We start from the raw sequence: 12,266 nt of genomic DNA, 5'->3' as shown, positions 1-12,266 counted from the left end.
TTCTTTTCTCCTCTCTATTTCTTAAAGTCATCAAATAATGGATGGCCGTTTGGATACCCCTACCCCTTTTGGTGCATGGACAACAAACTTCGCCCCTTTATCACCTTTTACCGTCAACCAACCAAGCCCGGAAATAACAAGGTCCATGCCTTCTTCCCCAAGCGATATGGAATGCGGCACGAGCCCTTTTGCCACTTCCTGATTATAGGCAGGGACTAGAAGGTCACCAAGTTGTCTCTCTAAAAGGTCATCTGCCTGCTCAAGCTTCGTTCGATGAATATACAATTCATTGGAGACATAACAAACTAATGAGCGCCGGCCTCCTGAAAGGTAATCGACACGAACAAGTCCGCCAAAGAAAAGGGTTTGCTCTTCATTAAGCTGATAAACCTTTGGCTTGAGCTCCTTCTTAGGCATCACCACTTTCAGGTCCTCTTTATCAATAAAATGAGCCATTTGATGAGGATTCATAACGCCTGGTGTATCGTATAAGGTGTTCGTTTCATCAAGCGGAATATCAATAAAGTTAAGTGTTGTACCAGGAAATCGTGAAGTCGTTATTTTAAGAGCCTCATTTCCGCCAAACAAGTCAATGAGTTTATTAATAAACGATGATTTCCCTACATTCGTACACCCAACCACATAGACATCTTTATCATTTCGATAAGTCTCGATCTTCTCCGCTAATTCCTCGATGCCTGTCCCTTTTTCTGCACTTATTAATGAGATGTCGACTGGATTCAGCCCAAGTGATTTAGACATTTTTCCAAGCCACATTTCAAGCTTATGAAGATTGGTCGATTTAGGCAAAATGTCTAATTTGTTCCCAACCAACAGACAATCGTTTTTTCCAATATACGTTTTGATCCCCGGTACCCAACTTCCATTAAAATCAAAAACATCAACCAAGTAAACCACTAGGGCTTTCTTTTCTCCGATTGTTTTTAACAGCTTCAAAAAATCTTCATTATCATAAGGCACATCCGGCACTTCATTATAATGAGTCAATCGAAAGCATCTTTGACAAGTAATAACTTCACGCGATAAAGCAGCTTTTGGAACGTACCCCGGCAGTAACTCATTCTCACTTTGCACCGGAATTCCGCAGCCCGCACATGTAATAACCTCTGACACCCTTATTCCTCCCAATGAATCAGACCATTTTTCCTTAATAAACCAAGTATGAAGCGTTCCATTTTTCGATTAAATCGTGTTGTCCAGGCGTCTGATTGAGCCACTGGCACCACTAAAATGGTATGCACCCCTAAACGATTACCGCCTAATATATCAGTGAGTAATTGGTCACCGATGACGACAACATCATCTATTACGAGACCCATTTCCATCACCGCTTTATGAAAAGCACGTGTCAAGGGCTTACGAGCCTTTGAGACAAACGGTAATTGCATCGGTTCACAAAACGCCCGAACTCTTCGTTCATTATTATTTGAAACTATAGTAACCTGAATTCCAGCCTCACGCATTCGATTCACCCACTCCTTAAGCTCTGGAGTTGCATGAGGCTCGTCCCAAGCAACTAAAGTATTATCAAGATCCGTAATGATCCCTTTAACCCCTCGTAGTTTAAGCGTCTCAGGCGTTATTTCATAAATGTTTGAGACATGTTGGTCAGGTAAAAAACGTTTTAACATTCATTCGCTCCTAACTTCATCCTTTTTATCTTGTTTTATTTTCCCACATCTTCTTCCTTTTTACGAATTAAAACCGTTTTTCCAAAGATTAAATTTTAAATATATGTACAATCGGTTAATAAATCCCCTAAAATCGTTCGACAAATCGCGACAATACTAGAGCGTTGTGGATAACTTTCCCCACAACTCAACTCCTTAATACCTCTAGACCTTCCAACACTTATAAACAAGTCACCCACAGTTTATCCACCGCAAGCTGTGGATAGCAGAACGGTTGTTCTGTCTTTTAAATCATGTTAAATTTTTTATAGATACTTAACTGTTGTGTTTTTGATAGCTAGAACCAAGGGAGGTGAATCCGCTTGTATGCGGGTACCCATGGAACATTTATCTGATGAGCTTTTACTTGAATCCTATTATAAAGCCAAAGAACTTCGCCTTAGCCGTGATTTTATTCAACTTATTGAAAAAGAAATTTCGAGAAGAGCTTTGGATAAACATCTCACTTCTTCTCAACTCAATTAAAAGGACCTCCTTACAACTAACGAGCAGCTTTGCTCGTTTTATTTTTTTGCAAAAAGGGAAGGGATCAAAGAATCCAATGCGCCTATCTGCCCCTATCATTTTAAAAATTAGGAAATAATGTTACCATTTAATGTGGGGCAACGTATTAGAGGTAGGAGGCTGCTGATTCAATCGCTCTCATATTCGAATACGAATGAGAACTCTTTAGATTTAGAAGATGGCTTTTGAGAGGGATGAATCCTTAATCTCCTTTAATTACAAATGAGGAGGAAAGACATGCAATCGAGTGTTACAGATATGGTTCAAAGTGAACTGCTTATGATTTTTATTATTTTTGCTTTTGGCCTATTCATGATGCAAGTGGCCAAAAAAATTCAGGTTCCGGACATCGCGCTTTTTATAATTATAGGGATATTAATCGGACCTCCAGGGCTTCATTTAATTTCTCAACCAAGCAATTCTGTTGCTTATCAATTTATAATCTATTTAGGGTCTATTTTAATCTTGTTTGATGGCGGCAGAGCCATAGATATGAGTGTCTTAAAAAAAGTGTGGAGAACCTTATCCTTACTTTCAATATTAGGTGTACTCATCATGGTCGTGGTCGTTGGGCTAGTGGCTCATTGGGTTGTTGGCATTCCTATTGTCTACGCTCTCTTGCTTGCGGCCGTTATTTCACCAACAGATCCCGCCACATTGATTCCGGTTTTCAAGCAAGTCAAAATCCGTGATAAAGTCAGACAGACAGTCGAAAGTGAATCTGCGTTTAATGATGCAACGGGCTCTATATTAACCATTACCTTGCTCGGCATTATTCTATCACAGGCAAAGGTTTCCATCGGGGCAGGTGTCGGCGAGTTCGTCTTACAAGCTGGAGGCGGCCTTTTACTGGGAGCCATCGTTGGGTATATTGGACTTCTTCTGAAATCCCAGCACCGGCTAGGCTTTTTTCATGAGTATTCCCACATAGTAGGAGCTATGATGGCTATTGGGGCTTATTTAGCAGCCGAATCAATTGGGGCAAGTGGTTTTATGGCAACCTTCACAGCTGGCATTATTTCAGGAAATCCTCAACTATTCAATTTGGAATTACATAGAAGATCCAATCGGAATCTTTTTGAATTTGGTGAAACGACAACACTCATTATGCGAACACTGATCTTTATGCTGCTTGGCACTCAAGTTCAATTCTCGTCACTCAGCCATTTTTGGTGGCAAGGACTGATCATTGTACTCGTCTTTATGTTTGTTGCTCGCCCCCTTGCCGTTATGGCCTGTACATTCCCTGACCGAAAAGCTAAGTGGGAATGGAAAGAAATATTATTTATGTTCTGGGTTCGTGAAACAGGCGTTATTCCTGCAGCACTCTCTGGGATGATCCTTGTTTCTGGCGTCAAATATGGAAATCTCATCTTTTCCGTCACCTTTATGGCGATCCTGATCACCATATTAATTCAGGCAAGCACCACAGGAATCGTAGCCAAGAAGCTTGGCTTGATTGTCAAACCTTCATCCTCACAAGAGTAACAATAATGCGAAAAGGTTAGCCAGATAATATGGCTAACCTTTTTTATTAAACGCAGTAAAACTTTTTTAGGAACAAGTGCAACCAGACTCACGGTTTCAGCCTAAAGGCTTGGCGCGAGCCTAGTTTTCTATATAAGCACTTAACAGATGTATGAAGCTCCAACGATAATAAGCAAAATGAAAAGCACAACGATTAGAAAGAATCCGCCGCCACCGTAAGTTGTTGTAGCACCTACTTTTTCAGACATCTCATTCACTCCTTCAGCCCTTTATTTAAGCTTCTACCCATAATATATGACAATCGCCCGTCCAACGTTTGGGCCGATTCACCACTTTCTTCATAAAAAGTTAATCTCCAGTTAAAACTAAGAGAAGCGCATGATGACTTTTTAAGAAAGAGGTGGATGATATGGATCATGGATCATGGGTCTCACTGATCCCTTTTTTACTTGTAATTCCTATAAGTATATGGACTAAACAAGTACAGCCAGCCTTATTTGTCTCTCTGTTAGTCGGAAGCTTTCTCGTGGAGCCGAGTATTATGGGCGGTGTTAAAAAATTTCTGTCTTATATCACGTCTACCACCGTTCAATCCAGTAACATTCGTATCATTATCTTCCTTTATGGCTTTGCAGGTCTCGTCAACCTTATTACCATCGCAGGGGGAATTAAAGGATTTGTTGAACTCGTCAGCCGCAAAATTAAAACGCAAAAAGGGGCAATGGTCTTAGTCTGGCTTTCTACGCTTGGCACCTTTAGCGACCCTGACTTTCGAATTGTAACCATTGGCCCTATCATGAAAGCCCTAAAGGATAAACTCAACATGTCGGCAAGACGTATCGGCTTAGTCATAGAAATCACGTCCAATCCAGTGGTGGCTCTTGTCCCTATTGCGACGGGGTTTGTCGGTTATATGGTGGGACTCATCAATACAGCGCTTGGTCATTCTCATATCAATCGTCCTGCCTATTTAACTTATGTAGAAAGCATCCCCTTTAACTTCTTTTCATTTGCCATTCTTGCGGTTGGTCTCTATTACACCTTCTTCATGCATCAAAAGCATGAAAAGACTGCCGTAGATAGCCAAGCGGATGAGTCGAAGCGACAGCAAAGTCTCAATTCAATTGGAACTCCGGAAATGGCGATGGCTGAAAAAAAATCGTTTATGCAAACGCACGATGGGGACTCCCCCATTAATCCAGCCACAGGTGCTCCGGACCCGACCCTTCGACCTGCTAAGAAAAAAAGCAAAAATTCAAGCGATACCTATGACCCGTCTCTTATGCCACAGGTGTCAAACATGGCTGATCAAGACGCGACGGGAGTATCCGACGATTATCAAGCCGTTAATTACAACGAGGAATATGCCAGACATATGGATGCTCAAGACCTGGTGAAACACCCAGAGAAATTAGAGAAAAAGAAAAGCGATAAAGAGTCTTTTGATGACTCGCTGCCATCGCGCCCGCTTAACTTAATCCTACCGCTTATAACCGTCCTTTTATTGACCCTGTTTTTAAGCTGGTGGGATGGACATGCAAAAGCCAATAACTTTATGGGCGCTTTTATTAAATCAGATGCATTAGGGGTCATGTTGGAATCTCTCTTTATTACGTTAGTGCTGAGCATCGTGTTTTTCTTAATTCAAAAGATTCCACTTACAAGCATTGTCTCGAATTTTATTAGCGGCGGAAACCAATTGATGTCCGTTGTCGTCTTGCTTGCTCTAATTTGGGGTGTCTCAGCCGTTTCAGAGGACCTGGGCTTTTCCAAGTTCATTACGTCCCACGTCAGTTGGATTCCCAGTCACTTTGTCGCTCCAATTCTTTTTTTACTCGGCTGTCTTATCTCCTATTTTATTGGCTCCTCTTGGGGAACATGGGGCTTGCTCATGCCGCTTGGAATCATGGTCGCCCACAATTCAGGCGCTAATATTTTACTTGTAATTGGTGCCGTCTTTGCCAGCGGAACTTTCGGAGCATTTTGCTCACCGCTTAGTGACAACACCGTCACCTTATGTACCGTCCTTGACTTGCCTGTAGTCGACTATTCGAGATCTAAGCTTGTGCCGGCCCTGATTGCCGTCGGGATCGCCACAATCCTATTTACAGGCTTCTCATTTTTCTTATAACAGGTTAATCGCAACCTCTCAAAATAACCAATAGCCTCCGATGGTCTTACCATCGGAGGCTATTACATAAAAACAAACCAACATATGGCGCCTAGGCGCGGAAATGCGGATCGTCGTGACACATCAAACAAAATTGGTGTATGGCAAAGTCTGCTTGTCCACCATTTTTTCGAATGCTAACCTCCGATTTCGTGGGAAAGCTCCTCTTACAGACCATTTTTTCAAATCCTACCGTCAATCTGGTGGGCACCCCCCGAGGCCGCAAAATCCACTCCATTTTACGACTACATGTATAAACTTTCTTACACTTTCAGGCTCACGGTTCTCTCCATTATGGCTTCCCCTCTTTCTTCTTTAGATAAGGACATGTTATAATGAATAAGTTGTATTTTATGATGGGGGGACCCAAATGTGATTACAGTTAATAATGTAAGCCTGCAATATGGTGATCGGAAACTCTTCGAAGAGGTTAATATAAAATTCACACCTGGTAACTGCTACGGCCTGATCGGAGCAAACGGCGCAGGAAAATCGACCTTTTTAAAAATCTTGGCAGGAGAAATTGAACCGCAAAAAGGTGACGTTTCGATGTCACCCAACGAACGCCTTGCTGTCCTTAAGCAAGATCACTTCCAATACGAGGACTATGATGTCATCACAACCGTGATAATGGGACATGCGCGTTTATACACGATTATGCAAGAAAAAGACGCCATTTATATGAAATCCGAGTTCACAGAAGAAGATGGCATGAAAGCCGCTGAGCTGGAAGGCGAATTTGCCGAGTTGAACGGCTGGGAAGCTGAATCCGATGCGGCCATCCTGCTTCAAGGACTCGGCATTACCCAAGACCTTCATACGAAAAAGATGGCAGAGCTTAGCGGTTCAGAAAAAGTGAAGGTGCTTCTCGCACAAGCACTGTTTGGTAAGCCGGATGTGCTTCTTTTGGACGAGCCGACCAACCACTTAGACCTCCAAGCGATTCATTGGCTTGAGGAGTTTTTGATTAACTTCGAAAACACCGTTATCGTGGTGAGTCACGATCGTCACTTCTTAAATAATGTTTGTACGCATATTGCGGATCTTGATTACGGGAAGATTCAAATCTATGTTGGTAACTACGACTTCTGGTACGAATCCAGTCAATTTGCCCAGCAAATGATGCAGGATGCCAACAAGAAAAAAGAAGAAAAGATTAAAGAACTGCAAACTTTCATTCAGCGTTTTAGCGCCAATGCTTCAAAATCTCGTCAAGCGACTTCCCGAAAGAAACTGCTTGATAAGATCACATTGGATGATATCAAGCCATCTTCTAGAAAATATCCCTATGTCGCTTTTACACCTGAGAGAGAAATTGGAAATGACTTGTTACAAGTTCAAGGCCTTACCAAAACGGTGGACGGCATAAAAGTATTAGATAATGTCTCCTTTATCATGAATCGCGGGGATAAAATTGCCCTTGTTGGAACAAGCGAAGTGGCCAAAACCACTCTCTTTAAAATCTTAGCGGGTGAGCTCGAGCCTGACAGCGGGACTTATAAATGGGGGATTACAACCTCTCAAAGCTATTTCCCTAAAGATAACTCCGAGTACTTCGAGGGGAATGACAGCAATCTCGTCGATTGGCTCCGTCAATTTTCTCCGAACGAACAGAGTGAAAGCTTCTTGCGCGGATTTTTAGGCAGAATGCTTTTCTCTGGAGAGGAAGTTTTGAAAAAGGTGAGCGTGTTATCTGGAGGCGAAAAAGTGCGCTGCATGCTGTCTAAAATGATGCTTAGCGGTGCCAACGTTCTCCTTCTCGATGAACCGACCAACCACTTAGACTTGGAATCCATTCAAGCGCTGAATAACGGCTTAATCAACTTTAAAGGTTCCATGATCTTTGCGTCACATGACCACCAGTTCGTGCAAACCATCGCCAACCGCGTAATCGACATTCAAGAGGACGGCAAGATCTTTGATAAGTCAATCACCTATGATGAATACCTGGATATGAAATTGTCAGTGTAATAATCTTGTAACAAAGGGACTGAATCTCCACTTTTCAGTCCCTTTTTCTTTTGATAAAAACTTAGGCCTCCGCCAAGTTCAGAATGGCGGAGGCCTTAAACATCCCTAATCGTTCAAACGGATTTTTCTGATGGAACAAGAACTATGCTTCTCACTCATTTATTTAATGCCCTTTTGCACGGGTGGGCTCGCGGTAAAATTCATTGAAAAGCTTCATGAGGGCACGTTTTTCAATGCGAGAGACATAGCTCCTTGAAATTTTCAGCTTCTTTGCAATTTCTCTTTGGGTTAATTCTTCATTATGATCCAAACCGAAACGGGCAATGACCACCTCTTTCTCACGGTCATCCAAAATATGAAGATGCTGGTAGATCTTTTCTTTTTCCATGTTCAATGAAATTTCATCTATAATATCTTTATTTTTGGATTTTAAGACATCTATAAGGCTAATTTCATTGCCTTCTTTATCTTGACCAATCGGATCATTTAAGGATACATCTTTACTTGTCTTCTTTAAGCCGCGCAAATGCATTAATATCTCGATTTAAATGTCATTAGCGGTGCGTTAAAATGTGTAAATTCGAATCCTATCTTCGTATACCCGAATTTCCTTTATGGCTTTTCGTATCAACTCTCTTTTATCAACGAAGGTCATGTTATCCTTTCCCTTTTCAAGATAATACTGAGAAGCTTTACTAAGGATATTTACATTAAATTCCGATTGGCTTAATTCATCTTGTAAATGTTTCAATTCCTCAAGCTGCTTAATTAATGATTCTTCTTTTTCCTTTAATTCTTTTATAGATTCTCTAATTTCGCTTTCAGAGATATCGAGTCCTTCAGCAAAAAGTTTCAATAATCTTTTCCTACCCGTTTGTGCTTTGTCGATTTCCTTTTCTAAACGTGCTATTTCAGATTCTTCAAAAGTTAGATTTTGTTTATCGTTTGATTGATCTGCAGCTGCTGCAATTTCCTCAGGATTATCTAGCCAGGCTCTGACCTTCTCCCATATTTCATTGTCAATATCTTCTACCTTCACTCTCCTACCGCAACCGCGGTTCTGAGCTCCGGCTGTATTTTTCTCGTCTGAATAATAAAATACTTTTTTACCCCAATTAGTATGCTGCCGGCCTGTCATGGTGTTCCCACAATCTCCACACCTTAAAAGACCACTAAGTAAGTACGAATGTCGGGATTCTTTTGCCCACCTTCTCCTGGACTGAGAAAGAATTCTTTGAGCATAATTAAAGGCTGCTTTATCAATAATGGCAGGACAATCAATTTTTATCCATTCTTCTTTTGGTCGCATTGTCATTGGGACACGTTCTTCTTTAGGTTTGTGTTTGTTACCTAACATGCCCTCTGTATTCCACTTATTTTGATAAAAGACTCCAGTGTAGGCTTCATTCATTAAGATCTGTCTAACAACCTGGCGATGCCAAGTACTTTTTCCCGTTTTAGTTGGTATTCTCTTATCGGTTAAATAATTGGCTATCCCATTAATACCTTTGACACGTCCATTCGGATTTAAGAACAAGTCGAATATTAAACGAACAATCTCAGCCTCTGATTCATTTATGATTATTTTTGCCGTCTCTTTGTCATAGCTATAACCATAGATTTTAAAATCTCTTAAAACTTTACCTTGTCTAGCTTTTTCTCTCCTACCACGGCTCATACGTTCATTGATTTTAGATTTCTCAAACTCAGCAATGGCTCCCCGCATAGAGTAAAACAAATTACCTTCTGGGGTTTTAGCATATTCTCCATTAACAAAAACTAGATCAACGCCTCGCTTATCAAATTCATCTGTAATAATCAATTGATTCATGAGCTTTCTAGAAAGTCGGTCCGGATCCAGGCAAACCACTTTAGTAATTAACCCTTCTTTCACGTCATTTCTAAGTTTTGTTAGAGCTGGTCTGTCTAGGATTTCGCCACTTATACCCTCGTCTATATACTCAAGTACATCATTGCTCTGAGCCTTTTTTCGGCATTCTTTCACTTGATCTTGGAGACTGAACCCTTTTTTCGCTTGCTCTTCTGTGCTGACCCTTGCATAAACGGCTATCATATAGTTTCTCCCTCCGATATATCTCCCTCAAATAATCATAACAGGCCCGTCTTGCTTTGTCAGTAGAATTACCTTCAATGATTTCAATATGCATATGCGGTCACCTCGAGTAATGTATATGAGATGACCGCTTGTACAGTTTACAAAGCGCAAATTATAAAAATAAGGCCCAGGATCAATTCCTAGGCAGCTTGTTATAAGTTTTTATAATAATTCATCCTTTAAAAAGATATCTGTTTTTAACCCATACTCTTTGGATATTTTATATATCTTATCACGTCTAAGCTTAGTGGTCGTTAACCATACGATAAGTGGAAAAACACCGTATTTCTTTTGTAAAACTTTAAGGTCTTTGAGTTGTTTGTAGTGTTCAAGCTTCTTATGGTTTTCAATCATTTTTTGGAGGTTATCTATCTCGACGAATACGGGTATGTTTCTGTCGTCATTAAAACATGCGTCCATGCGTATTTTTATCTTATCAGGGACGTTAATCGTTACTTCTGGCTTCCAGGTATTTGGCTGGCCAAGGTGAATGTACAACTCATTTCTCATTAACGTGTGCTGGTATTTCTGATTCCTAGTTAGTATTTTATCTGAGCCGATCCTTTCGGCTCCTTTTTTATTTAGATAATAAACATTTTCTCTATCTTGAAAGCTGTTTAAATATGCACTCATGTTGTTTAAAACCCTTCTAGCGTTACGATCTCCTCCTAGATCGTGGATACGCTGCAACTGACTCCTTGTTGCAAAACCTAAATCATTCAAAGTAAAAAGTATCTGCTCCTCTCTCGTTATCTTCAGAGTCTGACGGTCCAATTGGATCATCCTCCTCTCGTTTATTTGCTTCAATAATATCCATGACCTGCTGATCCGTCATCTTAAATACCTGCAGCTCGACATCTTTATCTGTGCGATAAATAGCGCGCCCGCGAATGTGTGGAAGCTTTTCTGCTTTATCAGTCTCATCAAATACTACTCGGCTTGCTGTACCGCTACCCAATTGAAAACTAATCCTGGCATCACAGTTATTTTTAACCTGCTGTGGAAGGGTCTGCATGGTGGGATACTGAGTCGCATAGATGAGATGATAACCCATGCCGGCGCCGATCTGAGCACAATAAGCCAGGAGCCGTTCGCACTCTTTGAGCATTTTACCCTCGTCGCCCTTTATACCGTGTGAATTTAATTGTGCAGCTTCGTCAATAATGATAAACACTCGCTCAAAAGGTTCCTTTGCCTCCTCGATTTTCTTATAGCCTCTTTGTAGGAATATCTTTTGGCGAGTTTCCACTTCTCTCTTTAATTGTTTTAACACTTCGTAAGCTTCATCCACATTCTTCGCAAATGCTTTACATTGTTTTAATTTGGAATACTGGTTAAGTTCGAGGCCGCCTTTTAGATCAATAAGAACTAATTTAGTTTTGTTAGGCTTAAATTTAAGCAACATGCAGATGATTAAACTCAACAAAACTGATTTACCATATCGCGTCATGCCGGCCACAAGTAGGTGTGGGTAGTGTGAGAAATTATGTCTAATGACTTTTTCTAAATCTTTACCAAATGGGATTGACCAGCCTTTAGCTTCGGACTCATCGTAAGGTATTGATTCGGGTAAGGGATCTGTGATTAGGATCCGCAGCGCTTTTTTAAAACTGATATCGATTGCTTTATCAGGAAAAGCATCCTCAAACGCAGCCTTTTTATCTTTTACTGCATCAGCTGTTAGTCCAGGAGGCAATCTAAACAAGTAAACATTGCCACGTTTTTTAGAAAACATTGGTATCTGATCACCGGCTTTTAGTCCACAGTTTTCAAATACTTTTTTGAGTTTAGATACGTTTTTATCATAACTTCGTATCCAGTAGTAGGTTAGGGCAATTAAGCAGCTGCCCGCGATCAAATTGATCATTGAAACCGATCACCTTTCCACTCTTCCCATTTCAAATATTCTTCACGGTATTGTTTAAAGATAATGGTCGGTGGTACATAAGGCTTTTTATAATACTGAGGGTAGTCAGCCTGGTTATGATCCGGTTTAAGCCATTCATCCGATTGTTCGTGCCACCGATCTCGCCTTTGTTCACGTATAATGCCGCGAGTAATTTGTGTACCAACTATCCCAACTTCATAGGTGAGCCAAACTGCTGTTAATTTTAATGCTGTAAGCAAGATCATTTTAAGCTCCACATTTTTTGCAACGGTCAGTGTTTAGATCGTGCGGAGTATACTTCCCGCAATAACCACAGTAAAATATTCCTGTTAACCATTTAATCATTCCGCTCATCCTTCCGTTCTTTATTCCGACTTCTATTCCGTGTTGTGTTCCATTTGGTATTCCTCCTATGAA

Annotated in this window: 11 protein-coding genes and 1 pseudogene; 4 read left to right on the top strand and 8 right to left on the bottom strand. The window is 40.8% G+C overall.

The window, feature by feature from the left end; genetic code table 11:
• Positions 1–30: 30 nt before the first annotated feature.
• Positions 31–1,134 (bottom strand): ribosome biogenesis GTPase YqeH, encoded by a 1,104-nt coding sequence (gene yqeH, locus PU629_RS07500; RefSeq protein WP_275283661.1) that lies wholly within the window; start codon positions 1,132–1,134, stop codon positions 31–33.
• Between the two features lie 2 nt (positions 1,135–1,136).
• Positions 1,137–1,652, bottom strand: coding sequence for a YqeG family HAD IIIA-type phosphatase (locus PU629_RS07495; RefSeq protein ID WP_275283660.1), 516 nt, complete (start codon positions 1,650–1,652; stop codon positions 1,137–1,139).
• Between the two features lie 378 nt (positions 1,653–2,030).
• Between PU629_RS07495 and sda the strand changes: the two genes are divergently transcribed.
• On the top strand, positions 2,031–2,177 hold the full coding sequence (sda, locus tag PU629_RS07490) for a sporulation histidine kinase inhibitor Sda (RefSeq protein WP_275284375.1): 147 nt from the start codon (positions 2,031–2,033) through the stop codon (positions 2,175–2,177).
• A 276-nt stretch (positions 2,178–2,453) separates the two neighbouring features.
• Positions 2,454–3,704: a cation:proton antiporter gene (locus tag PU629_RS07485; protein ID WP_275283659.1), complete on the top strand. Its 1,251-nt coding sequence runs from the start codon at positions 2,454–2,456 to the stop codon at positions 3,702–3,704.
• A 140-nt stretch (positions 3,705–3,844) separates the two neighbouring features.
• Here the strand turns inward: PU629_RS07485 and PU629_RS07480 are convergent, their stop codons facing one another.
• Positions 3,845–3,952, bottom strand: coding sequence for a YjcZ family sporulation protein (locus PU629_RS07480; protein ID WP_275283658.1), 108 nt, complete (start codon positions 3,950–3,952; stop codon positions 3,845–3,847).
• A 161-nt stretch (positions 3,953–4,113) separates the two neighbouring features.
• On the opposite strand from PU629_RS07480, the gene PU629_RS07475 reads away from it, so the two are divergent.
• Positions 4,114–5,835 (top strand): Na+/H+ antiporter NhaC family protein, encoded by a 1,722-nt coding sequence (locus PU629_RS07475; protein ID WP_275283657.1) that lies wholly within the window; start codon positions 4,114–4,116, stop codon positions 5,833–5,835.
• A 411-nt stretch (positions 5,836–6,246) separates the two neighbouring features.
• The gene (locus tag PU629_RS07470; RefSeq protein ID WP_275283656.1) at positions 6,247–7,845 is read left to right on the top strand and encodes an ABC-F family ATP-binding cassette domain-containing protein; all 1,599 of its coding nucleotides are present in this window, start codon (positions 6,247–6,249) and stop codon (positions 7,843–7,845) included.
• A gap of 163 nt (positions 7,846–8,008) precedes the next feature.
• Here the strand turns inward: PU629_RS07470 and PU629_RS07465 are convergent.
• From PU629_RS07465 to PU629_RS07445, 5 genes and pseudogenes are all read right to left on the bottom strand, one after another.
• Positions 8,009–8,386 (bottom strand): annotated as a pseudogene (locus PU629_RS07465) (sigma-70 family RNA polymerase sigma factor); the annotation flags it as partial.
• Positions 8,387–8,410: 24 nt separating this feature from the next.
• Positions 8,411–9,919, bottom strand: a complete 1,509-nt coding sequence (locus tag PU629_RS07460; protein ID WP_275283655.1) for a recombinase family protein — start codon at positions 9,917–9,919, stop codon at positions 8,411–8,413.
• Between the two features lie 204 nt (positions 9,920–10,123).
• On the bottom strand, positions 10,124–10,735 hold the full coding sequence (locus PU629_RS07455) for a replication-relaxation family protein (protein WP_275283654.1): 612 nt from the start codon (positions 10,733–10,735) through the stop codon (positions 10,124–10,126).
• Positions 10,677–11,828 carry an FtsK/SpoIIIE domain-containing protein gene (locus PU629_RS07450; RefSeq protein WP_275283653.1) on the bottom strand — a complete coding sequence of 384 codons (1,152 nt, stop codon included), beginning with the start codon at positions 11,826–11,828 and terminating at the stop codon, positions 10,677–10,679. Before PU629_RS07450 ends, PU629_RS07455 begins: the two co-directional genes overlap by 59 nt.
• On the bottom strand, positions 11,825–12,094 hold the full coding sequence (locus PU629_RS07445; RefSeq protein WP_275283652.1) for a hypothetical protein: 270 nt from the start codon (positions 12,092–12,094) through the stop codon (positions 11,825–11,827). The genes PU629_RS07450 and PU629_RS07445 overlap by 4 nt, the downstream gene beginning before the upstream one ends.
• Between the last annotated feature and the right edge of the window lie 172 nt (positions 12,095–12,266).

The organism is Pullulanibacillus sp. KACC 23026, assembly GCF_029094525.1.
Taxonomy (GTDB): Bacteria; Bacillota; Bacilli; order Bacillales; family Sporolactobacillaceae; genus KACC-23026.
Note: the sequence above shows the minus strand (reverse complement) of the source record. Positions and strands in the feature narration are given on the sequence as shown.

What these genes read in the sequence shown, in the direction of transcription:
- PU629_RS07480 (WP_275283658.1), bottom strand. Translation starts at nt 3,952, where the DNA reads ATGTCTGAAAAAGTAGGTGCTACAACAACTTACGGTGGCGGCGGATTC.
- PU629_RS07460 (WP_275283655.1), bottom strand. Translation starts at nt 9,919, where the DNA reads ATGATAGCCGTTTATGCAAGGGTCAGCACAGAAGAGCAAGCGAAAAAA.
- PU629_RS07475 (WP_275283657.1), top strand. Translation starts at nt 4,114, where the DNA reads ATGGATCATGGATCATGGGTCTCACTGATCCCTTTTTTACTTGTAATT.
- PU629_RS07495 (WP_275283660.1), bottom strand. Translation starts at nt 1,652, where the DNA reads ATGTTAAAACGTTTTTTACCTGACCAACATGTCTCAAACATTTATGAA.
- PU629_RS07445 (WP_275283652.1), bottom strand. Translation starts at nt 12,094, where the DNA reads ATGATCTTGCTTACAGCATTAAAATTAACAGCAGTTTGGCTCACCTAT.
- PU629_RS07485 (WP_275283659.1), top strand. Translation starts at nt 2,454, where the DNA reads ATGCAATCGAGTGTTACAGATATGGTTCAAAGTGAACTGCTTATGATT.
- sda (WP_275284375.1), top strand. Translation starts at nt 2,031, where the DNA reads ATGGAACATTTATCTGATGAGCTTTTACTTGAATCCTATTATAAAGCC.
- PU629_RS07450 (WP_275283653.1), bottom strand. Translation starts at nt 11,828, where the DNA reads ATGATCAATTTGATCGCGGGCAGCTGCTTAATTGCCCTAACCTACTAC.